The organism is Streptomyces sp. NTD107 (assembly GCF_059510435.1).
Window position 1 is genome coordinate 100,072 of the sequence record NZ_JCAJZV010000006.1, and the last position, 22,196, is coordinate 122,267.

Annotated in this window: 21 protein-coding genes; 9 read left to right on the forward strand and 12 right to left on the reverse strand. The window is 70.8% G+C overall.

The genetic code is table 11. The annotated features are described in order from the left end of the window. Positions 1–68: 68 nt before the first annotated feature. Positions 69–1,373, forward strand: coding sequence for a citrate synthase (locus AC5WRL_RS14475; RefSeq protein ID WP_496089152.1), 1,305 nt, complete (start codon positions 69–71; stop codon positions 1,371–1,373). A 270-nt stretch (positions 1,374–1,643) separates the two neighbouring features. On the opposite strand, the gene AC5WRL_RS14480 is transcribed toward AC5WRL_RS14475, so the two are convergent. The 7 genes from AC5WRL_RS14480 to iolC all read right to left on the reverse strand — a co-directional run bounded on the left by AC5WRL_RS14480 (position 1,644) and on the right by iolC (position 8,662). Next, positions 1,644–1,862, reverse strand: a complete 219-nt coding sequence (locus tag AC5WRL_RS14480) for a heavy-metal-associated domain-containing protein (RefSeq protein WP_496088905.1) — start codon at positions 1,860–1,862, stop codon at positions 1,644–1,646. Between the two features lie 122 nt (positions 1,863–1,984). Then, complete coding sequence (locus tag AC5WRL_RS14485) at positions 1,985–2,173, reverse strand: helix-turn-helix transcriptional regulator (protein WP_496088906.1); 189 nt, start codon at positions 2,171–2,173, stop codon at positions 1,985–1,987. A gap of 207 nt (positions 2,174–2,380) precedes the next feature. Beyond that, positions 2,381–3,874: a CoA-acylating methylmalonate-semialdehyde dehydrogenase gene (locus AC5WRL_RS14490; RefSeq protein ID WP_496088907.1), complete on the reverse strand. Its 1,494-nt coding sequence runs from the start codon at positions 3,872–3,874 to the stop codon at positions 2,381–2,383. Between the two features lie 20 nt (positions 3,875–3,894). Then, positions 3,895–5,775: a 3D-(3,5/4)-trihydroxycyclohexane-1,2-dione acylhydrolase (decyclizing) gene (iolD, locus tag AC5WRL_RS14495; RefSeq protein WP_496088908.1), complete on the reverse strand. Its 1,881-nt coding sequence runs from the start codon at positions 5,773–5,775 to the stop codon at positions 3,895–3,897. Beyond that, entirely contained in the window at positions 5,772–6,698 is a 927-nt protein-coding gene (gene iolB, locus AC5WRL_RS14500; protein WP_496088909.1) for a 5-deoxy-glucuronate isomerase, read from the reverse strand. Before iolB ends, iolD begins: the two co-directional genes overlap by 4 nt. An 18-nt stretch (positions 6,699–6,716) precedes the next feature. Further along, a complete protein-coding gene (locus tag AC5WRL_RS14505; RefSeq protein ID WP_496088910.1) occupies positions 6,717–7,598 on the reverse strand; it encodes a Cgl0159 family (beta/alpha)8-fold protein in 882 nt (293 codons plus the stop codon). Beyond that, positions 7,595–8,662, reverse strand: coding sequence for a 5-dehydro-2-deoxygluconokinase (iolC, locus tag AC5WRL_RS14510; RefSeq protein WP_496088911.1), 1,068 nt, complete (start codon positions 8,660–8,662; stop codon positions 7,595–7,597). The genes AC5WRL_RS14505 and iolC overlap by 4 nt, the downstream gene beginning before the upstream one ends. A 184-nt stretch (positions 8,663–8,846) precedes the next feature. Between iolC and AC5WRL_RS14515 the strand changes: the two genes are divergently transcribed. The 4 genes from AC5WRL_RS14515 (at position 8,847) to AC5WRL_RS14530 (ending at position 12,846) form a co-directional block, all read left to right on the forward strand. Continuing rightward, the gene (locus tag AC5WRL_RS14515; protein ID WP_496088912.1) at positions 8,847–9,743 is read left to right on the forward strand and encodes a sugar phosphate isomerase/epimerase family protein; all 897 of its coding nucleotides are present in this window, start codon (positions 8,847–8,849) and stop codon (positions 9,741–9,743) included. 31 nt (positions 9,744–9,774) lie between these two features. After that, positions 9,775–10,821 carry a Gfo/Idh/MocA family protein gene (locus tag AC5WRL_RS14520; RefSeq protein ID WP_496088913.1) on the forward strand — a complete coding sequence of 349 codons (1,047 nt, stop codon included), beginning with the start codon at positions 9,775–9,777 and terminating at the stop codon, positions 10,819–10,821. A gap of 34 nt (positions 10,822–10,855) precedes the next feature. Beyond that, positions 10,856–11,596, forward strand: coding sequence for a GntR family transcriptional regulator (locus AC5WRL_RS14525; protein ID WP_496088914.1), 741 nt, complete (start codon positions 10,856–10,858; stop codon positions 11,594–11,596). Between the two features lie 128 nt (positions 11,597–11,724). Further along, the gene (locus AC5WRL_RS14530) at positions 11,725–12,846 is read left to right on the forward strand and encodes a DUF1996 domain-containing protein (RefSeq protein ID WP_496088915.1); all 1,122 of its coding nucleotides are present in this window, start codon (positions 11,725–11,727) and stop codon (positions 12,844–12,846) included. 74 nt (positions 12,847–12,920) lie between these two features. Here the strand turns inward: AC5WRL_RS14530 and AC5WRL_RS14535 are convergent, their stop codons facing one another. Next, positions 12,921–14,666, reverse strand: a complete 1,746-nt coding sequence (locus AC5WRL_RS14535; protein ID WP_496089153.1) for a discoidin domain-containing protein — start codon at positions 14,664–14,666, stop codon at positions 12,921–12,923. A gap of 329 nt (positions 14,667–14,995) precedes the next feature. Here AC5WRL_RS14535 and AC5WRL_RS14540 point away from each other — a divergent pair, with 329 nt between their 5' ends. Genes AC5WRL_RS14540 through AC5WRL_RS14555 form a run of 4 tightly spaced genes read left to right on the forward strand, consistent with a single transcriptional unit; the run spans position 14,996 to position 19,158 of the window. Next, positions 14,996–16,375 (forward strand): extracellular solute-binding protein, encoded by a 1,380-nt coding sequence (locus AC5WRL_RS14540; RefSeq protein WP_496088916.1) that lies wholly within the window; start codon positions 14,996–14,998, stop codon positions 16,373–16,375. Next, the gene (locus tag AC5WRL_RS14545; protein WP_496088917.1) at positions 16,350–17,252 is read left to right on the forward strand and encodes a carbohydrate ABC transporter permease; all 903 of its coding nucleotides are present in this window, start codon (positions 16,350–16,352) and stop codon (positions 17,250–17,252) included. The genes AC5WRL_RS14540 and AC5WRL_RS14545 overlap by 26 nt, the downstream gene beginning before the upstream one ends. Continuing rightward, positions 17,249–18,082, forward strand: coding sequence for a carbohydrate ABC transporter permease (locus AC5WRL_RS14550; protein WP_496088918.1), 834 nt, complete (start codon positions 17,249–17,251; stop codon positions 18,080–18,082). Before AC5WRL_RS14545 ends, AC5WRL_RS14550 begins: the two co-directional genes overlap by 4 nt. Continuing rightward, the gene (locus tag AC5WRL_RS14555) at positions 18,082–19,158 is read left to right on the forward strand and encodes an ABC transporter ATP-binding protein (protein WP_496088919.1); all 1,077 of its coding nucleotides are present in this window, start codon (positions 18,082–18,084) and stop codon (positions 19,156–19,158) included. The genes AC5WRL_RS14550 and AC5WRL_RS14555 overlap by 1 nt, the downstream gene beginning before the upstream one ends. Positions 19,159–19,238: 80 nt before the next feature. On the opposite strand, the gene AC5WRL_RS14560 is transcribed toward AC5WRL_RS14555, so the two are convergent. The 4 genes from AC5WRL_RS14560 to AC5WRL_RS14575 all read right to left on the reverse strand — a co-directional run bounded on the left by AC5WRL_RS14560 (position 19,239) and on the right by AC5WRL_RS14575 (position 22,191). Next, positions 19,239–19,853 (reverse strand): DUF4232 domain-containing protein, encoded by a 615-nt coding sequence (locus AC5WRL_RS14560; RefSeq protein ID WP_496088920.1) that lies wholly within the window; start codon positions 19,851–19,853, stop codon positions 19,239–19,241. A 182-nt stretch (positions 19,854–20,035) separates the two neighbouring features. Next, on the reverse strand, positions 20,036–21,127 hold the full coding sequence (locus AC5WRL_RS14565; RefSeq protein ID WP_496088921.1) for a protein-L-isoaspartate O-methyltransferase family protein: 1,092 nt from the start codon (positions 21,125–21,127) through the stop codon (positions 20,036–20,038). Then, the gene (locus AC5WRL_RS14570; RefSeq protein WP_496088922.1) at positions 21,124–21,258 is read right to left on the reverse strand and encodes a hypothetical protein; all 135 of its coding nucleotides are present in this window, start codon (positions 21,256–21,258) and stop codon (positions 21,124–21,126) included. Before AC5WRL_RS14570 ends, AC5WRL_RS14565 begins: the two co-directional genes overlap by 4 nt. Before the next feature lie 129 nt (positions 21,259–21,387). Further along, positions 21,388–22,191, reverse strand: a complete 804-nt coding sequence (locus AC5WRL_RS14575) for a helix-turn-helix domain-containing protein (protein WP_496088923.1) — start codon at positions 22,189–22,191, stop codon at positions 21,388–21,390. Between the last annotated feature and the right edge of the window lie 5 nt (positions 22,192–22,196).

Below are 22,196 nucleotides of genomic sequence, written 5' to 3' on the forward strand. Positions count from 1 at the left end.
GGAGTCAGGGCACCCCGAAGGAAACTCGAAGGACCTCGAAGAAGAGGACAACGTCGGTGAGGGATGACGTGAGCGAACACCGCGACGGCGCACAGTCCGTAGAAGTCAACTACGACGGCGCCACCTACAGCTACCCGATTGTGGACAGCACCATCGGGGACACCGGCTTCGATGTCAGCAAGCTGCGTGCCCAGACCGGTCTGGTGACCCTGGACTCCGGTTATGGCAACACGGCGGCCTATAAATCGGCGATCACCTATCTCGACGGTGAGCAGGGCATCCTGCGTTACCGGGGCTATCCGATCGAGCAGCTCGCCGAGCGCGGCTCGTTCCTGGAGACCACCTATCTGCTGCGCAGCGGTGAGCTGCCCACGGTGGACGAGCTGGCGACCTTCCGCAACGAGATCACCACGCACACGCTGCTGCACGAGGACGTCAAGCGTTTCTACGACGGCTTCCCGCGCGACGCGCACCCGATGGCGATGCTGTCCTCCGTGGTCAGCGCGCTGTCCACGTTCTACCAGGACAGCCACGACCCGTTCGACGCCAAGCAGCGGCACATCTCGGCGATCCGGCTGCTGGCCAAGCTGCCCACCATCGCGGCGTACGCGTACAAGAAGTCCGTGGGTCAGCCGGTGGTCTACCCGCGCAATGACCTCGGCTATGTGGAGAACTTCCTGCGGATGACCTTCTCGGTGCCCGCCGAGGACTACATCCCGGACCCGGTGGTCACCAACGCGCTGGACAAGCTGCTGATCCTGCACGCGGACCACGAGCAGAACTGTTCGACCTCCACGGTGCGGCTGGTCGGCTCCTCGCAGGCCAATCTCTTCACCTCCGTCTCGGCCGGCATCAACGCCCTGTCGGGTCCCCTGCACGGTGGCGCGAATGCCGCGGTGCTGGACATGCTGGAGTCGATCCAGGCCAGTGGCGGCGATGTGGATGCCTTCATCCGCAAGGTGAAGAACAAGGAGGACGGTGTCCGCCTGATGGGCTTCGGGCACCGCGTCTACAAGAACTTCGACCCCCGGGCGAAGATCATCAAGGCGGCGGCGCACGATGTTCTCTCCGCGCTGGGCAAGTCCGACGCGCTGCTGGACATCGCCCTGCGGCTTGAGGAGCACGCGCTCAGCGACGACTACTTCGTCTCCCGCAACCTGTACCCGAATGTCGACTTCTACACCGGGCTGATCTACCGGGCGATGGGCTTCCCGACCAGCATGTTCACCGTGCTGTTCGCGATCGGCCGGCTGCCCGGCTGGATCGCCCAGTGGGAAGAGATGATCACCGAGCCCGGCTCCCGGATCGGCCGTCCGCGGCAGATCTACACGGGTGTCGTGGAGCGCGACTTCGTTCCCGTCGAGCAGCGGTAATCGCGCCCGAGGGGTGCCGTTGGACGCACGCCCGGGGATGTGACGCAGGTCACATCCCCGGGCGTGCAACCTTTTGCCTGTCTGCGGGTCTAACCGGGCAACGACAGCGCGAATTCGGCTGGATTCACGCTGTCGGTCGTCCGGCCGGGGTCCCGTGGGGGGACGCTTCGAACGGACGGCAGGAAGCGCCCCGCTTCGGGCCCTGTGGGGGGACCCGCTGCGGGGCGCATTTCCATGTCCGGGGACGGATCGGCGATCAGCCGGCCCCCGTCACTCGGCCGCGCGGCCGACCAGCTCGAAGCCCGCCTCGTCCACCGCGGCCCGCACCGCCTCGTCGTCCAGCGGGACCTGCGAGATGACGGTGACCAGACCGCTGCTCGCCTTCGCGGTCACCTCGCTCACCCCGTCCAGCGCCGAGATCTCGCTGCGCACGGACGACTCGCAGTGGCCGCAGGTCATGCCGGAAACCTGGTAGGTCGTGGTGCTCATGGGTGGATCCTCGTTCCTCTCCAGGGGCCGCTTCATGCCGCCCGCCGCCATCGGCAGCTTATACCCCCACCGGGTATTGAAGCTACCCGGTGGGGGTATCCCGCCCGCCTGATGCGGCCGGCTCAGCGGCGATTCCCCGGGCGCTGGGCGACCCACTGCCGGATGGTGTGCGGATACCAGAACGGCCGCCCGCCCTCCGTCACATCCGGCGGCGGCAGCAACCCGTGCTTGCGGTACGAGCGCACCGTGTCCGGCTGCACCCGGATGTGCGCGGCGATCTCCTTGTACGACCACAGTCCTGCGTCGGCCATCGTCCACACCTCTTCGCGCTCGGCGGCTGATGATCACCACCGACCCTGCGCCGCCCCGCCCGCCCCGGCGGCGCGCGGAGCGGGCCTGTTGATCAGCTGTGACGGCGAAGGCGCGTAACGAAGACCGCTGTTGCGGATCGCTGATAGTGCGCTGATGACCTCATGACCTCATGCGCTCATGCGCTCGAACGATCGTCGGCCGCCGCCTCAGCGGCTGCTCGGGAAACCCAGATCGATCCCCCGGTCCGCCGGGTCCGGCCACCGGGTGGTGATCACCTTGCCCCGGGTGTAGAAGCGCACCCCGTCCTCACCGTAGATGTGCTGATCCCCGAACAGTGACTCCTTCCAACCGCCGAACGAGTGATGCGCCACCGGCACCGGGATCGGCACATTCACCCCGACCATCCCCGCCTCCACCTCCAGCTGGAACCGCCGCGCCGCACCCCCGTCCCGGGTGAACACCGCCGTGCCATTGCCCCAGCGCGAGGAGTTGATGAGCGCCAGCCCCTCCTCGTACGAGCCGGCCCGCACCACACACAGCACCGGCCCGAAGATCTCGTCGCGGTACGCGTCCATCTCCGGCGTCACGTGGTCCAGCAGTGACACCCCCAGGAAGAAGCCGCCCTCGTGCCCGGGGACGGTGTACTCCGTGCCGTCCACCACCACCCGCGCGCCCTGCGCCCGCCCGCTCGCCACATAGGACGCGACCTTCGCCCGGTGCTCCGCCGTGATCAACGGCCCCATCTCCGAGGCCGGATCACCCCCGGGACCGATCCGCAGCGCCGCCGCCCGCTCCGCGATCCGCGCCACCAGCGCGTCGCCGATGTCCCCGACCGCCACCACCACCGACACCGCCATGCAGCGCTCACCCGCGCTGCCGTACGCCGCGTTGATCGCGTTGTCCGCCGCCACCTCCAGATCGGCGTCCGGCAGCACCAGCATGTGGTTCTTCGCCCCGCCCAGCGCCTGCACCCGCTTGCCGTGCTCCACCGCACCGCGCTGGATCGCCCGCGCCACCGGCGTGGAGCCGACGAAGCTCACCGCCGCCACATCCGGATGCGCCAGCAGCGCCTCCACCGCCGCCCGGTCGCCGTTGACCGCGTTCAGCACCCCCTCCGGGAAGCCCGCCTCGGCCGCCAGCTCCACCAGCCGCAGCGCCGCGCTCGGATCCTTCTCGCTCGGCTTCAGCACGAACGTGTTGCCGCACGCCACCGCCAGCGGGAACATCCACAGCGGCACCATCGCCGGGAAGTTGAACGGGGTGATCCCCGCCACCACCCCCAGCGGCTGCCGGATGGACGCCACATCCACCCCCGTCGACACCTGCGTCGACAGCTGCCCCTTCAGATGCTGCGGAATGCCGCAGGCCAGCTCCACGATCTCCAGCCCGCGCGCCACCTCACCCAGCGCGTCCGCGTGCACCTTGCCGTGCTCGGCGGTGATCAGCCGCGCCAGCTCGTCACGCCGCGCGTCCAGCAGCTCCCGGTAGCGGAACAGCAGCGCCGTGCGGCGCCCCACCGGCACCGTGTGCCAGGAGGCGTACGCCGCCCGCGCCGCCGCCACCGCCGCGCCCACCTCCGCCTGCGACGCCAGCCCCACCCGGGCCGGCTGCTCGCCCGTCGCCGGATCGAAAACGGGCGCGTACCGGCCGGAAGCGGGCGCCACCGGCTTGTTGTCGATGAAGTGACCGATGGTCTTCATGGGGTTCTTCGCTCTCCTCGTCACAGATAGCGGCGGCGGGCAGCCGCCTCCCGCTCATAGCCGGCCCGCGCCGCCACCGCCGCCGGCCGGGCCGACGCCCCCGCCACCGGCACGTCCCACCACGCCCGCGCCGCCGGCGCGTTGGACTGCGGATCGGTCTCCACGTACACCGCCACCGGCCCGGTGGCCGCCCGCGCCGCCGCCAGGGCGTCCCGCAGCTCCGCGTACGTACCGGCGCGCAGCACCGTCATCCCCAGCGAGGCGGCGTTGGCCGCCAGATCGACCGGCAGCGGCGCCCCGGAGAACGCGCCGTCCGCCGTACGGAAGCGGTAGTCCGTACCGAACCGCTCCGCGCCGGTGGCCTGCGACAGGCCGCCGATGGAGGCGTAGCCGTGGTTCTGGATCAGCACCAGCTTGATGGGAAGGCCCTCCTGCACCGCCGTCACGATCTCGGTGGGCATCATCAGATACGTGCCGTCACCCACCAGCGCCCACACCGCGCGCCCCGGGGCGGCCAGCGCCACTCCGATGGCGGCCGGGATCTCGTACCCCATGCAGGAGTAGCCGTACTCCAGGTGGTACTGGCGCGGCGAGCGGGCCCGCCACAACTTGTGCAGATCGCCCGGCAGCGAACCCGCCGCGTTGATGATCACGTCCTCGTCGCCGACCGTGGCGGCCAGCGCGCCCAGCAACTGCGGCTGGGTGGGCGCGGCGTCCTCGGTACGGGGCGTGGTGACCTCGTCCACCACCGCCGCCCAGCGCTCCTTGCCCACCGCGTACTCCGCCTCGTACGCCGCCGGGACCCGGTGGCCGGCCAGCGCGGCGGTGAGCGCGGCAAGACCCGTACGGGCGTCCGCCACCAGCGGCAGCGCGGCCAGCTTGTGCGCGTCGAGGGCGGCGATGTTCAGGTGCACGAAGCGCACCGCCGGGTCCGCGAACAGGGTGTGCGAGGCGGTGGTGAAGTCCGTGAACCGGGTGCCCACGCCGATGACCAGATCGGCGGTACGGGCCAGGTCGTTGGCCACCGCCGTGCCGGTGTGCCCCACCCCGCCCACCTCGGCCGGGTGATCGTGGCGCAGCACGCCCTTGCCGGCCTGGGTGGTGGCCACCGGGATGCCGGTCGCCGCCACCAGCGCGCGCAGCGCCTCCTGCGCCACGCTGTGCTGCACCCCGCCGCCGGCGATCAGCAGCGGGCGGCGGGCGGCCCGTACCAGCGCCGCCGCCTCGGCCAGCGCGTCCGGATCGGGCGCCGGGCGCGGCACCCGCCACACCCGATCCCGGAAGAACTCCGCCGGCCACTCGTACGCCTCCGCCTGGACGTCCTGCGGCAGCGCCAGGGTGACCGCGCCGGTCTCCACCGGGTCGGCCAGCACCCGCATCGCGCCCAGCGCCGCCGGGATCAGCGCCTCGGGGCGGTGCACCCGGTCGAACCAGCGGGAGACCGGGCGCAGCGTGTCATTGACGGAGATGTCGCCGGCGCCCGGATGCTCCAGCTGCTGGAGTACGGGGTCGGCGGGGCGGGTGGCGAAGGTGTCGCCGGGGAGCAGCAGCACCGGCAGCCGGTTGATGGTGGCGAGCGCCGCGCCGGTGACGAGGTTGGTGGCGCCCGGGCCGATCGAGGTGGTCACCGCCTGTGCGGAGAGCCGGTCGCGCTGCCGGGCGAAGCCGACCGCCGCGTGCACCATGGCCTGCTCGTTGCGGCCCTGATGGAACGGCAGCGGGGCGTCGGGCCCCTGTCCCGACTCGACGAGCGCCTGGCCCAGGCCGGCCACGTTGCCGTGGCCGAAGATGCCCCAGCAGGAGTCGATCAGCCGGTGCCGTACGCCGTCCCGTTCGGTGTACTGCACGGCCAGGAAGCGGACCAGCGCCTGGGCGACGGTCAGCCGCGTCGTGCGGGTCATGAACGCACCTCCGGGGCGCGGTAGAAGGGCAGCCGGGGGTCGGTGGTCTGGTCGCGCCAGCTGTCGCGGATCCAGGCGTGGTCGGGGTGGTCGCTGATCAGCCAGGCGCGCTCGGCGCCGGGCCCCGCCATCACGTTCAGGTAGTACATGGGGTGGCCGGGGGCGGCGATGGACGGGCCGTGCCAGCCGTCCGGGATCAGCACCACGTCCCCGGTGCGTACTTCGGCGAGTACGTCCGTACCCGTGCCGCCGGGGCCGGAGGGGGAGACCCGCTGATACCCGAGGCCGCCCTCTCCGGCGATCTCGAAGTAGTAGATCTCCTCCAGCTCGGCCTCCCGCCCGGGGTGGAACACGTCGTGCTTGTGCGGGGGATAGGAGGACCAGTTGCCGCCCGGGGTGAGCACCTCGACCGCGATCAGCCGGTCCGCCTCGAAGGTGTCGGCGGCGGCGAAGTTGTTGACCTGGCGGGAGCAGACCCCGGCGCCGCGCAGCTCGACGGCGACGGAGGCGGCCGGGCGGTAGCGGGCGGGCAGCTGCCTCGTACAGCGGGCGCCGGTGAGGGCGAGCCGTACCCCCGGGCCGGCGGCCGGGGCGGTCAGTGTCACCTCGGCGTCGCGCGGCACGTAGGCGAAGTCGGAGACCCCGGCGAAGACGTTCTCCCGGCCGTGCAGCGTGAACTCCGCGCCGTCCGCGCCGTCCGCGCCGTCCTGGCCCGCGACGGTGACCCGGGCGCCGCCGCCGGCCAGCGGCAGCACGATCCACTCGCTGTCGCCGGTGGCGAAGGTGTGGGTGCCGCCGGGCGGCAGCGCCAGCACCCGCAACGCGCAGTACGTCCAGCCGGCGTCGCGCGGCGAGATGTCCAGCAGATACGGGCCCGCGCCGGCGCTCCCGGCCGGGCGGTGCGCCGTCGTCCTTGTCGTCATGCGTCAGTGTGCCTCTCGTCAGAGCAGGGAGACGGCGGTGTCCACGGCCTTCGCCACGTCGCCGTCCGCCGGGTAGAGGAGGGAGCGGCCGACCACCAGGCCGCGTACGGTCGGCAGCCGCAGCGCCGTGCGCCACCTCTCGTACGCGCCCTCCTGATCGCCGTGCACCTCGCCGCCCAGCAGTACGGCGGGCAGGGTGGAGGTCTCCATCACCCGCGCCATCTCATCGGGGTCGGCGGTCACCGGGACCTTCAGCCAGGTGTAGGCGGAGGTGCCGCCCAGCCCGGAGGCGATGGCGATGGAGGTGGCGACGGCCGTGGCGCTGAGGTCGTTGGTGACCTTGCCGTCTATGCGGCGGGACAGGAACGGCTCGACGAACACCGGCAGCCGGCGTTCCGCCATGGCGTCGATGGCGCGGGCGGTGGAGTGCAGGGTGCTCAGCGAGCCGGTGTCGGCGTGGTCGATGCGCAGCAGCAGCTTGCCGGCGTCGAACCGCAGCCGGGCCAGGTCCTCGGCGCGGTGGCCGGTGAAGCGGTCGTCGAGCTCGAAGGCGGCGCCGGCCAGGCCGCCCCGGTTCATGGAGCCGATGACGACCTTGTGTTCCAGGGCGCCGAGCAGCAGCAGATCCTCCAGGATGTCGGCGGTGCCCAGCACGCCGTCCACGCCGGGGCGGGAGAGCGCGAGCACGATCCGTTCCAGCAACTCGGCGCGGTTGGCCATGGCGAGCCGGTCGCCGCCCACGGCGAGTGCGCCGCGCGCCGGGTGGTCCGCCGCGATGATCATCAGCCGCCCGGTGTCGCCGGTCAGCGGGCGGCGTTCGCGCCGTGCCGCCGCCTCGGCGATCGCCTCGGGGTGCTGGACGCGCACCGTGACGAGGTCGGAGATGCTGATGCCGCTCACGGGAAGCTCACTTTCGCGGTAGTGGAATGCGGGTTGGGGTTGGGGTTGGGGTTGGGGTCGGCGTCCGGGCCGGGGGCGATGCCGCCGAGCAGGGCCTGGACCTCGGCGGGGTAGGGCATGGCGGTGGAACAGGCGAGCCGGGCGGCGACGATGGCGCCGGCCGCGTTGGCGTACCGGGTGAGCCGGTCCGGCTGCCAGCCGGCCAGCAGCCCGTGGCACAGCGCGCCGCCGAACGCGTCGCCCGCGCCGAGGCCGTTGACCACCTCGATGGGGTGCGGGGGCACTTCGGCGCTGCGGCCGTCGCGGTGCAGGGCGAGGACCCCGGCCGGTCCCTGTTTGACGATGGCGAGTTCGACGCCGGCGGCCAGCAGGGCCTCGGCGGCGGCGCGGGGTTGGCGTTCGCCGGTGGCGATCTCGCACTCGGCGAGGTTGCCGACGGCGACGGTGGCGTGCGCGAGGGCCGCCGCGTAGTGCGGGCGGGCGGCGGCGGCCGGGTCCGTACCGCCGTCGCCGTCACCGTCGCCCCAGAACATCGGGCGCCAGTCGAGGTCGAAGACGGTGGCGACATGGTCCGGGTGGCCCGGGTCGCGGGCGGCCAGCGCGGCGAGCGTGGCGGTACGGGAGGGCTCCTCGCTGAGCCCGGTGCCGGTCATCCAGAAGATCCGGGCGGCGCGGATGGCGTCCAGGTCCAGCTCGTGCGGGTGGATGACCAGATCGGGCGCCTTGGGCCGCCGGTAGAAGTACAGCGGGAAGTCGTCGGGCGGGAACAGCTCGCAGAAGGTGATCGGGGTCGGGTACGCGGCCACCGCCGTCACCCACCGGTCCTCCACGCCGAACTCCCGCAGCGCCCGGTGACAGTAGTCGCCGAACGGGTCCGCGCCGGTGCGGCTGATGACGGCGGTGCGCCGGCCCAGGCGGGCCGCTGCCACCGCCACATTGGTGGCGGAGCCGCCGAGGAACTTGCCGAAGGTATCGACGTCGGACAGCGGAACCCCGGTCTGGAGCGGGTAGAGATCGACCCCGATGCGGCCCATCGTGATGAGGTCCATGGCGGTGACGGTCATGGAGAACGGTCCCTTTCCGTTGCCGGTGCTGTTGTCCTGACGTGCGGATCGCCTCCCAGATGTAGACGCGGCCGGGAGCAGCTGTCAATGGTTTGTCTTTACATAATGACATCCATACTCCCTCGGAGGTACGGTCGTTACCGGCGTGGACGACGTGGACGACGTTGGGAAGGCAGACGTGCGCATGAACCTCGACCGCATCCGGATCGGATCCGCCCCCGACTCCTGGGGCGTGTGGTTTCCCGAAGACCCCCGGCAGACCCCCTGGCAGCGCTTCCTCGACGAGGTCGCCGAAGCCGGCTACCGGTGGATCGAGCTGGGCCCGTACGGCTATCTGCCCACCGACCCGGCGCTGCTGACCGACGAACTGACCCGCCGCCGGCTCACCGTCTCCGCCGGTACGGTCTTCACCGCGCTGCACCACGGCCCCGCCGTGTGGGACGCCACCTGGGAGCATGTCGCCGAGGTCGCCGGGCTCACCGCCGCCATGGGCGCCGGGCACCTGGTGGTGATCCCCGAGTTCTGGCGCGACTCGGTGACCGGCGAACAGACCGAGCCCGAGCAGCTGACCCCCGGTCAATTCCGCGAGCTGGCGGCCGGGATGGAGCGGCTGGGCCGGGAGGTGCGCGAACGGTACGGGCTGACCATCGTCGTCCACCCGCACGCCGACACCCACCTCGCCACCGAGGACGACGTGACCCGCTTCCTGGACGCCACCGACCCCGCCGCCGTCAGCCTGTGCCTGGACACCGGGCACTACGCGTACTGCGGCGGCGACAGCGTCAAGCTGATCGAGACGTACGGGGAGCGGATCGGCTATCTGCACCTCAAGCAGGTGGACCCGGCGATCCTGGCCGAGGTGCACAGCAACGGCACCCCGTTCGGCCCGGCCGTCGCCGGCGGCGTGATGTGCGAACCGCCGCGCGGCGTACCGGACCTGCCGCCCGTGCTGGCCGCCGCGCAGGGCCTGGGCGTGGACCTGTTCGCCATCGTGGAGCAGGACATGTACCCCTGCCCGCCCGACCAGCCCCTCCCCATCGCCACCCGCACCCGCCGCTACCTGCGCTCCTGCGGGGCGTAGCGCAAGCCCCTTCAGGCACGAAAGGCACGCCGTGAACACCGAGAACCAGCTGGGCATCGCCGTGATCGGGACCGGGAAGATGGGCGCCGATCACGTACGGCGCGTCGACCGGCTCATCAGCGGCGCGTATGTGGCCGCCGTCGCCGATGTGGACGAGGGCCGGGCCAAGGAGATCGCCGGTACGGTCGGCCCCGGCTGCACCGCCCACACCGATCCGGCCGCCGCCATGGACGCGCCGGGGGTCGGCGCCGTACTCATCGCCTCGCCCGGACCGGCCCACGAGGCGCAGCTGCTCGCCGCGCTGGAGCGGGATCTGCCGGTGCTGTGCGAGAAGCCGCTCACCCCCGACCCGGCGGGCGCGCTGCGGGTCATGGCGGCGGAGCAGGCGCTCGGCCACCGGCGGATCCAGGTCGGCTTCATGCGCCGCTTCGACCGCGAGTACGCGCAGCTGAAGGAGTTGCTGGCGGCCGGGCGGTACGGGCGCCCGCTGATGCTGCACTGCCGGCACCGCAACACCACCGCGCACCCGATGTTCACCACCGAGATGCTGATCAATGACTCGGTGGTGCACGAGATGGACGCGGCCCGCTGGCTGCTGGAGCAGGAGATCACGGCCGTCACGGTGCTGCGGCCCACGCCGTCCTCCGCCGCGCCCGAGGGGCTCGGCGATCCGCAGCTGGTGATCTTCGAGACCAGCGGCGGCGCTCTCGTGGACGTGGAGATCTTCGTCAACTGCGGCTTCGGCTACCAGGTGCAGGCCGAGGCGGTGTGCGAGCACGGCACGGCCCGGATCGGGGACGCGCACGGGCTGCTGTCCAACACGGCCGGGCGGTGGGGCGGGGAGATCGCCGACGACTTCACGGCGCGGTTCGCCGACGCGTACGACCGGCAGGTACGGGAGTGGGTGGACGCCACCCGGGAGGGGCGGGTGACCGGGCCGAGCGCCTGGGACGGGTACGCGGCGGCGGCGGTCTGCGCGGCCGGGGTGGCGGCGCAGCGCGATGGGCAGCGTACGGCCGTGGAGATGGTGGAGCGGCCGGCCTTCTACGGGCCAGTATCGTATGTAAGGACAAACTGATCGGAGCACGGTGATGACGAGAGGGTGACCCCGGGTGGACCTGGCGTTCCGCATCGACCGAGGCAGTCCGGTACCGCTGTACTTCCAGCTGTCCCAGCAGCTCGAATCCGCCATCGAGCGCGGCGAGCTGCTGCCCGGCACCCTCCTGGGCAACGAGATCGAACTGGCCGGACGGCTGGGGCTCTCCCGCCCCACCGTCCGGCAGGCGATCCAGGTGCTGGTCGACAAGGGCCTGCTGGTGCGCCGCCGCGGGGTCGGCACCCAGGTGGTGCACAGCCAGGTCAAACGCCCGCTGGAGCTGAGCAGCCTCTACGACGACCTGGAGACGGCGGGCCAGCGGCCGGCCACCCGGGTGCTGGCCATCGAGGAGACCACCGCCCCGGCGGAGGTCGCGGCGGCGCTCGGCATCGCCGAGGGGGCGCCGGTACGGCGGGTGGAGCGGCTGCGGCTCACCCACGGCGAGGATCCGATCGCCCGGCTGCGCAACTATCTGCCGCTGGATCTGCTGCCGTTGACCCGGGAGGAGCTGGAGGCCACCGGCCTGTACCGGCTGATGCGGGCGGCGGGCACCACCTTGCACAGCGCGCGGCAGTCCATCGGCGCCAAGTCGGCCACGGCGGCGGAGGCCGCCGTGCTGGGGGAGGAACCGGGCGCCCCGCTGCTGACCATGCAGCGCACCGCCTTCGACGACACGGGGCGGGCGGTGGAGTACGGCACGCATCTGTACCGCGCCTCGCGCTACGCCTTCGAGCTGCAACTGCTGATCCGGCCATAAGGCGGCGTTGAGCGGGTCTTAACCCGCAGGGTGTTGACACCCCGTCAGCGGCGCCGAAACACTGCCGAGGACGGGAGAGCGCTCTCAGGACGCGCTCCGACCCCCACCAGCTAGGGAGATTCTGTCCGATGCTGCTCAAATCACGTGCGTGGCCCATTGTGTTGGCGATCATGGCCTTACTCGTGGCGGGCGCCGGGCTCGGGTTCATGGCGAACTCGGGCCAGGCGAGCCAGGACACGAAGCCGGGCGACGCGCATGCCGCCGGTGACGCGCCCGCCGAGGACGCGCATGCCGGGCACACCCCGGCGGACGGCGCGCAGGCGGACGGCGCGCAGGCCGAAGAAGAGCATGACATGGCCATGATGCCCTTGGGCGAGTGGATCCTCGCGCCCGTGCCGGGCGTCCCGCGCGAGCCGAAGGCCGACCCGCCCTTCGCCGAGCACCGCGAGTTCCAGGCCAACTGTTCGGTGACCCACCAGGCGCCCAACGACCCCATCGTGTACCCCGGCCAGCCCGGCGCCTCGCACGAGCACACCTTCATGGGCAACGACACCACCGACGCCCACAGCACCGTCGACTCGCTGCGCGCGGGCAACACCTCCTGCGTCGTCCCCGGCGACAAGTCGGCGTACTGGATGCCCACCATGTACAACGGTGACCAGGTCATCAACCCGACCGGCCCGCAGGTCATCTACTACAAGTCCGGCATCCGCGACCAGACCGCCGTGCAGCCCTTCCCCACCGGGCTGCGCTACGTCGTCGGTGACCCCCACCAGAGCGCCCAGGACTTCATCGACGGCTCGGTCGAGGGCTGGGAGTGCGGCGACTCCTACAAGAACGAGGACTTCCCCGCGCACTGCCCCGAGGGCAGCCAGCTCAATGTCCGCTACCAGTCGCCCAGCTGCTGGGACGGGCTGCACCTGGACTCGCCCGACCACCAGTCGCACATGTCCTACCCGGTCGTGATCGACGGCGCCGACGTCTGCCCGTCCTCGCACCCGGTCGCGGTGCCGATGGTCGAGTTCAAGATGGCCTTCCCGGTCTCCGGCGACATGTCCCAGGTGCGGCTGTCCAGCGGGCGCGGCTACTCGTTCCACTACGACTTCTTCAACGTCTGGGACGAGCCCACCCTCGCCAGGATGGTCGAGCACTGCATCAACGGCGGTCTCCAGTGCAACACCCGCGGCTACGACCAGTTCCACCCGGAGCGCGGCGCGGCCCTGGACGAGAACCACGAACTTCCCAAGTAGGCCGGTGCGATCCGGGCCGACCGCACTGCCGTGTGCGGCCGGCCCGGCCCGCTGTCCGGTCCGAGCGCCGTCGCTCAGGAGCGGTAGACGCCGAACTCGTAGAGCGAGTAGCCCCATCCGGTGCCGCGCTCGGTGCCCAGCATCCGCACATAGCGGCCGGTGCCGTTCACCTGAAGCGTCTCCACGCCACCGGTGCCGCCCGCCACCTCCCGTACCGTCGTCCAGTTCTGCCCGTCGACCGAGGTCTCGATCCGGTACGCGCGGGCGTACGACGTCTCCCACACCAGCTGCACCGCTTGGAACGAGGTGACCTCGCCCAGGTCCACCCGGAGCCACTGCGGGTCGCTCCAGTCACTGGCCCAGCGGGTCGCCGGGTTGCCGTCCGTGGCGTACTCGGGGAAGTACGGGGCGCCGTCGCCGGTCTGCTGGAAGGAGGAGGCGGTGGTCGGCTTGCCCCGGGCGATGTCGGTGCCGGGGACGGCGGGCGGCACGATCCGTACGGTGGTGGTCTCGATGCCGATGTTGCCGCGCCCGTCCCGGACGTTGAGGTACACCTTCCACACGCCGGGGCGGTTGGGGGCGGTGACGGTGAACGAACCGTCCGCGTTCCGGGTGAAGTCGGCCGGCCGCAGCGCGCCGTCGTTGTCCACATACTTGCTGTTGAGCTGCACGCTGTAGCTCAGCGGATCGCCGTCCGGGTCGCGGACGTCGGCGGTCAGCCGGAAGGTGCCGCCGGCCGGTACCGCCGTACGGTCTCCCTCCACCGTCAACCGGCTGATCTCCGGTGGGGTGTTGCTGCCCGGGCTGCCGCCGTACGCCTGCGCCACCGCGTAGTAGGCCAGCCGCCGCTCGCCGGCCGGCAGCAGGTTGAACCACACGCCGCCGAAGTCCGATTCGAGGCCGTAGTGGAACAGGGTCGCGCCCAGCGCCACCCCCTGATGGGCCATCAGGCAGCGCCATGCCTCGGTGTAGCCGTCACGCTTCTCCAGGTCGGTGGGCTCGTCCGGTACCCCGTTGATGTCGTTGGGCACCTCCCACTCGCCGGGCGGGCCGCCCTCGGTGAGGAGGTAGGGCTTGTCGTAACCGCCCGCCGCCCACTGGTCCTTGATGTTGCAGACATCGCCGTAGGAGTTGACCGTGTAGAGATCGAGATCGGGGGAGTTGGCCTTGTAGTAGTCCCAGGCGCCGGTCCACGCGTCGGTGGAGGTGACCGGGTGCCGGCTGTCCAGTGCCTTGATCTCCAGCGCCGCGTCGTTCACGTACCGGGTGTAGGCGGTGCGCTGGGCTTCCAGCTCGGCGCCGGAGTAGCAGTTCTGGAGGCCCAGGATGGACTCGTTGCCGACGCTCCACATCAGCACGGCGGGATGGTCGCGATAGGCGCCCACCCACTCGTTCATCTGGTAGAGCATCCAGCCCTTGTAGTCGTAGTCACTGATGTAGTCGACGCAGCCGCCGCTGCCCGGGCCGCCGCCCGGCTGGAGCCAGAAGCCGGCGATCACCTTGATGCCGTGCGCGGCGGCGGCGTCCAGCAGCGGGGCGCTGGCGGCGTCGGTGCCCCAGGTGCGGATGGTGTTGACGCCCATGGCCGCCAGGTCGGGCATGTGGCGGGCGGCGTCGGCGGCGGCCGGGCCCCAGGTGAGGCCCTTCACCTCGTACGGGGCGCCGTCGACCTGGAGTTGCCAGTTGCCCTGGCCGCCGGTGACCCGGACGGTGCTGGCGGCGGCACTCGGTTCGGCGACGGGCTCGCCGGCCGGCCCGGCCGCCGACGCGGGCAGGGCCAGGGCGAGCAGGGCGGTGGTCAGGACGGCCGGGATCGCCATCGCCAACCTGGGACGGGTACGGCGGCGGTGCGTCGTCGGCTCGCGATCGTTCGCTTGACGCGGCACAACCTCTCCTTTTGGTGGGGGTTGATGGTGGGGGCGCGCGTTGCACCGGGGCTCTGAGAGCGCTCTCAGAGCCCCGGCCGGCTGGCAGCGTCGCGTGCCGGGACCGCGCTGTCAACGGCGGTTGGCCGAAACGAGCGGCCCGCCGTACACCCCCATCCGCCGGGCGCGCGGGTGTTGTTCACGTCCGCGGCCCTTTACGATGATCCGTTCCTCGGGTAGTTCTCCCTCATCAGGCGTCTCGACGACGAGAGGGGCTGAGGGCGATGACGGTACGGGCGGTGTCGTACGCGGGCGGGGCGGTGGCCCTGGGACTGCTGCTGGCCGGCTGCGGGGGATCGGGCGGCGGTGCGGGGGACGGCGCGGCGCGGCTCACCATCAGCGCCAACGCGGTGGCCGGCGGCAAGAACGCCGAGGAGGCCCGCTGGATCGAGGAGTGGGTCATCCCGCGCTTCGAGGAACAGCAGGCGGCGGCCGGGGTCGAGGTGTCGGTCTCCTTCGAGCCCAGCGGCGTGGACGACGAGCAGTACAAGACGAAGACCGCACTCGACCTCCAGGCCGGGGCCGGGCCCGACATCATCACCCTGGACGGCATCTGGGTGGGGGAGTTCGCGCAGGCCGGTTACATCGAGCCACTGAGCGCGGGCCAGTCGGCGTGGGAGGGCTGGCAGCAGATACCCGAGGCGGTGCGGCAACTCGCGGGTTTCGAGGGCGAGCTGTACGGCATCCCGTGGGGAACCGACGGCCGCGTCCTCTACTACAACAAGGACCTCTTCGCGCAGGCCGGGCTGCCGGCCGAGTGGCAGCCCACGTCCTGGGCGGAGATCCTGGCCGCCGGGGAGGCGCTGAGCACCCTGGACGGGGTGATCCCGATCCAGCTCAACGGTGGCACCGCGATGGGCGAGGCGACCACCATGCAGGGCGTCCTGCCGTTGCTGGCCGGGGCCGGCGGCGAGATCTGGGACGGCGGGAAGTGGCTGGGCGCGGGCCCGGCGCTGGAGGCGACCCTGGGCCTGTACCGGGACATCTACGGCGGCAGCGGCCTGGGCGATCCGCTGCTCCAGCGGGAGACGCAGGGCCGGGACAAGTCCTTCCAGCGGTTCGCGGAGGGCCGGATCGGGATTCTGGCGGAGGGCGACTACTTCTGGCGCGGGGTGCTTGACCCGGACAGCGGTACGGCGCCGATGGCGGACCGCGACACGGTCGTCGGGTACGCGAAGATCCCGGCCCGCTCCCCGGGCGCCGGGGCCGGCGGGCAGGACTTCGTCAGCATGTCGGGCGGCAGCGTCCGGGTCATCAACCCGGCCGGCGACCACCCCGATCTCGCCTTCGAACTGCTCGCGTTCATGAACTCGGCGGAGGCGCTGCAAGCCGCCATGAGCGGTCAGGACGCGCGGATCACCGCCCGGACCGATGTCAACGAGATCGTGCTGGCCGATGACCCGATGCTGTCGTTCGTCTCGGCGGAGGTGCTGCCGCTCACCTTCTACCGGCCGCCGCTGGCCGAATACCCGCGGGTGTCACAGCTGTTGCAGGAGGCCACCGCCGAGGTGATCTCGGGCGGCGATCCGGCGGCGGCGGCCGACGCGTACCAGGACGCACTCACGGGGATCGTCGGCGGTGCCGGGCATATCGCCGGGCGGTGACGCGGCCGGCCTCGGCCGGGCCAGGGCCGGGGCCTTCGCCGCGCCCGCGCTGCTGCTGATCACGGCGTTCTTGCTGTTCCCGGCGCTGTGGACGCTGTATCTGGGGGTCACCGACTACCGGTTGACGGGGCTGTCCGCGGCCGATCCGCAGAACGTCGGCCTGGACAACTTCGAACGCGCGCTGGGCGAGGACCGGTTCACCGACTCGCTGTGGCTCACGCTTCAATTCGTGGTCGGTTCGGCGGTGCTGGGCCAGGCGGTGCTCGGCTTCGCCATCGCCTGGCTGCTGCGCGACCGCACCGGGCCGCTGCGCCGGCTGGTCGAGGCGCTGGTGCTGCTGGCCTGGATCCTGCCCAGCTCGGTGGTCGCGTTCCTGTGGATCGCCCTGCTGGACCGCGACGACGGGACGCTCAACGCGCTGCTGGGCACCCCCGGCAGCGCGTGGCTGCTGGAGCACCCCATGGCGTCCATCATCGTCTTCAACATCTGGCGCGGCACCGCCTTCTCGATGATGCTGTACGCGGCGGCGCTGGGGAGTGTGCCGCCCTCGCAGCTGGAGACCGCGCGGCTGGCCGGGGCGTCCACCTGGCAGCAGTTGCGCGATGTGGTGCTGCCCCGGATCAAGGGCCATGTGCTGACCAATCTGCTGCTGATCAGCCTGTGGACGTTCAATGACTTCACCCCGTTCCTGCTGACCGGGGGCGGGCCCGACGGCCGGACCGAGATCATGCCGGTGCTGCTCTACCGCACCGCGCTGACCGGCGGTGAACTCGGTTACGGGGCGGCGCTGTCGGTGCTGATGCTGCTGGCGAATCTGGTGATCGCGCTGGTGTATGTGCGGCTGCTGCGGTCCAGGAGCAAGGAGCCGGCCGCATGACGATCAACGAGACCGTGCGCGGAACACTGCGCACCACGGCCCGCTACACGGCTCTGTCCGCGCTGCTGGCGTTCTTCTCCCTGCCGCTGCTCTGGCTGGCGTTCGCCCCGTTCGACAGCAACCCGGGCATCACGGCGTCGCTGCCGGAGTTCACGCTGGACAACTTCCGGCAGCTGCTGGACAACCCGGGCGCGATCCGCTCGCTGCGCAACTCGGTGCTGCTGGCGGCCGGCACCGGCGCGCTGGTGGTGGTGACCTCGGCGCTGGCGGCGTACGCGCTGAGCCGGGTCCGGCTGCCGGGCCGGGACGCGCTGCTGTACGTCCTGCTGCTGCTGTCGTCCATCGTGACGGGGACCGCGGCGATGGTGCCGCTGTTCAATCTGGCGTACGAACTGAAGCTGATCGACTCGCAGTTGGGGGTGATCCTGGTGATGGGCGGCGGGCTGCTGCCGAGCGCCGTGTTCATCCTCAAGGACTTCATGGACGGTACGCCGCGCTCGTACGAGGAGTCGGCGCGGGTCTTCGGCGCCTCGCCGCTCCAGATCGTCCGCCATGTGGTGGTGCCGCTGGTGCGGCCGGGGCTGGCGACGATCGGGGTGTGGTCGGTGGCGCAGGTGTGGGGGAACTTCCTCATTCCGTTCCTGCTGCTGCGCTCGCCGGAGAAGGCCCCGGCGGCGGTCGTCATGTACACCTTCTACACCGAGGGCGGCCGGCCGAACCTGGCGCTCATCGCCACCTTCTCACTCCTCTACTCGCTGCCGGTGGTGCTGATGTTCCTCTTCGTCAGCTCCCGCTACGGCTTCCGCTTCCACGGAGGGATCAAAAGCTGATGGCGGCCATCACGCTGACCGGGCTGACGAAGGTGTACGGGAGCGATGTCACCGCGCTGGACGCGCTCGATCTCGCGGTACGGGAAGGGGAGTTCTTCGCGCTGCTGGGCCCCTCGGGGTGCGGCAAGACCACGTTGCTGCGGACGATCGCCGGCCTGGAGTCCGCCACGGCGGGGACGGTGGCGATCGGCGGGCGGGAGGTGACCGCGCTGCCGCCGGGGAAGCGGGATGTGGCGATGGTGTTCCAGGACTACGCGCTCTTCCCGCACATGACGGTGCGCGAGAACATCGCCTACCCCCTGAAGATCAGGAAGACACCGGTCGCGGCCCGCGCGACGAAGGCGGCGGAGGTAGCGGCAGAACTGGCCCTGTCGGACTATCTGACCCGGCGCCCTGCCCAGTTGTCCGGCGGCCAGCAGCAACGCGTGGCGCTGGCACGAGCGATGGCCTGCCACCCCAGCGTGTTCCTGTTCGACGAGCCGCTGTCGAACCTGGACGCGCGGCTGCGGCTGGAGGCCCGTACCTTCCTCAAGCGGCTGCAACGCGAACTGGGCGTCACCACCGTGTTCGTCACCCACGACCAGGCGGAGGCGCTGGCGCTCGCCGACCGGATCGCGGTGCTGGAGCGCGGCCGTATCCGGCAACTCGGCACCCCCACGGAGATTTTCCGCCGCCCGGCCAATACCTTCGTGGCCTCGTTCATCGGCTCCACGCCGATGAACCTGCTGCCGGGAACGGTGCGCGGCGAGTGGGTGAGCGTGGGCGGCGGCACCCTGCTGCCGGGCCCGATGGGCGGCGGCACCGGCCCGCTGCCGGACGGTGCGGAGGTGGTGTACGGCATCCGCCCGGAGTACCTGCGCTACACCACGCATCACGCCCCGGGGTCGCTGCCCGGCCGGGTCACGGTGATCGAGAACCTGGGCAGTACCCAGCTTCTCACCCTGGACACCGACGAGGCCGGGGCCTCGCTCCAGGTGACCGTCCCCGAAGACCTGCCGGTGACGCTGGGCGAGAGCGGCTACGCGATCCCCCGCCCCGAACGCGTCCTGATCTACCGGGACGGTGAACTGCTGTGAACGGGCGGCTGCCCGGCGGCCGTCATGACCGCCGGGTGGCAACCCTCCCCGTGTACCGCTCTGGTTGTCGCGCGACGGCGTCAGCCGCCCATGTAGCCGGCGAAGTCCGACTGGTCCACGGTCCAGTTGGAGGCGATGGGGCCGTTGATGAGGGTGGCGGAGATCGGGAACTCGGCCGCGTCGCCCGCCTCGTCGCCCGCGATGCTGATGAAGATCTGCTCGAACTCGATGCCGTTATCCTCGTCGTTGGTCTTCGGGTTGATGCCGGCGTAGGCGATGACATCGCCGGACAGCTCGATGTCCGCCCCCGGGGACTCGATGGCGATGGCCTCGCTCTCCTCGGACGAGCCGAAGAACGCCACGGGGTTGGTGCCCTCCAGGGTGCAGGAGACCCCTTCGGCGGCCTGGGCGGAGACCACGAGGTAGGGGTTGCCGTCGACGGTCTCCTCGCTGACCGACAGCTCCAGGTCGCTGTTGCCGCAGCCGCTGACGACGGGCTGGCCGTCGTAGCCGGAGCCGGGAGCGTCCTCGTCGGAGCTGTCGCTGTCGGAGCCGCCGCCCGAGCCGCCGGTGGAGGGGGCCGCCGGAGTGGTGCCGGCCTCGTCCTCACAGGCGGTCATGGTGGCGGTGAGCGCGACGGCCGCGGCGGCGGCCAGGACGAGACGGGCGGGGCGGGTGGCGAGACGCGAACGCATGGAAATTTCCTTCGAGTTGAGGGTTTATTCGGTGTGTCGTCGTGCTGACAGGGAAAACATTAGGCCCGATGCGTTCATCAAATGATCGCGTCCATGTCCGCGTTCTGTCTCACCCCACCGCCCCCACGACCGCGCCGACGGCCCATCGGGCCCACCGGGTTGCCCTTCCCGGCCCACCCGGCCTACCGCGACGGCGGACCCAACCGGACCTCCTGCCCCTGCGGCCCGACCCGCACCCGGAATGCGGTCAGCTCTGGCCGCCCCGCCTGTTCCCACCACCGCCGGGCGGCGACGATCTCATCCCAGAGATCCCGCGCACCACGTTCATGGACCTCGCCATCACCGTGCACGGTGGCCTGAGCCCCCTCTCCATCCCAGAGAGCAAGCCGCCACGTCCCCTGCGGATCTCCCTCGTTCCACTCCTCCCGGTACCGCACCCCGGGCACCCGCAGCCCGATGGCGAAGGCGGCATGCACGGATTCGAGCGCGAGCCGGGGCTCGATGGGGGAGCGGGACGTACGACCCTCACCCGCCACCACAACAGGCTCCCTTGGGGGCCGCTGCCCCCGAACCCACATGAAGTTGACGTTGTCGACGAACCCTCCCTCGGCGGTCCCGTCGTCCATCACCCGCAGCTTGAGCAGCCCGGCATTGCAGTACGGCGTCCCCCACGGTGTGACGATCACCCCACCCGGCCGGCACTGGTCCACCCAGGCGTACGGGACGCGCGCGACGGCGGCGGTCGAGCTGACCCGATCGAAGGGCGCGTGCCCGGCACAACCGAGCTCCCCATCCCCGACCAGAAGCCGAGGCCGCAGCCCCACCCGGTCGAGCGCGCCGGCGGCACGGTGCGCGAGGGCCCCGTCGATTTCCACGGAGCTGACCTGCCGGTCCCCGACCCGGGCACAGAGCAACGCGGTGGACCACCCGGACCCGGTGCCCACTTCCAGCACTCGATCGCCGTTTCTGAGTTCCAGATGTCCCAGCATGCGGGCGACGAGCGAGGGCATGGACACCGAACTGCTGGCCACCCCCTGATCGAGCTGGGTCACCACCACTTCGTCGGAGTTGACCTTCCCCCACCACTCACCCGGCTGCTGTCGCCGGCTGACTGCCCGATACCCGCTGCTGCCCTCCTCGACCCAGATGGAGTCAGGAACAAAAAGACTGCGCGGGGTACGCAGAAACGCCCCCCGCCAGCCCTCCGCGAGATCACCGGCCTCGCCCATCCGCACGACGAGCCGCTGATACTCCGCGTCTTCCTCAAAGGTCACTTCTTCCCGCCCCCGGGCTGCTCGGGCCCGGCCGGCGGAACCGGCCGGTTCCACTGCCCATCCGACTCCCGGGGCGACTGCTGCTGATCCCCTTCGGAGCCACCCTTGCCATCACCGTGCTTGTCACTCATGACACCAATTCCCTTCCCTTTGCCGAACCGACGCCACCAGCATGCCCACCGGGAATGCCTTCGATCAGCCACTTTCCCGTTCCGTCAAGAAATCCTCACGGAAGGGCTGCCCGAAGCCATTTCCCTTGATCATCTGTTCCTGCCGTTCAGTAGTTCGTCGCGAATGGAGCTCAAGGCAGCCCGTAGCTCATCGTCGGCAAGGGCTGATTCCTCAAACCTTGCGAACTTCCGAATGTAGAGGCTGACATCCCGGGGATCTGTGACCGTCAACTCGGCATGGACCGTTTCGACGGTCACCACACGATCGTCGCGGATGACGAAGGAGTGGTTCGCGATATCCGTCTGCCGGATCGACAGGGGAACGCATCGGACATTTATATGGGGCAGCCTTGACAGGGAAATGATGTGGTCCAGTTGCAGCGCCATGACATCTGGGGGAACGATCAGCCAGCGAAGGACCGTCTCTGTGATGACAAAATGGAACGTCTTGCTGGTGTCGTAGAGAACTTCCTGTCTCTCCAGCCGGGCAAGCAGGGTGCGCTGTAAGGAATCATCGCTCAGGTCGTGCCGGCCCAGAATGGCGCGAATATAGTCAGGGGTTTGCAGCAGCCCAGGGATCAGGGCCGGCTGGAACAGCCGCAGGGTCGTCATCTGTGCTTCAAGGGACTTCAGTTCTCGCTGGGCCTTGTGCACTCCGGAACGTTTCAGAAGACGCCAGGCAAGTGCCTCTGTGGCCTGCGATCGGGCAGCTTCCAGATACCGGTCTCTCACTTCCCCGGTGACGTCGAGTGCGGAGAGGAGGAGTTCGACATCGGCGACACTCGGGGTGAGCTTTCCCGTTTCGATCTTACTGAGCTTGCTCGGGGACATGACTGCGCTGCGGGCCACGGTTTTGGCCTCCTTTCCGGACGCCAGCCGCAGTTCCCGCAGCACACTTC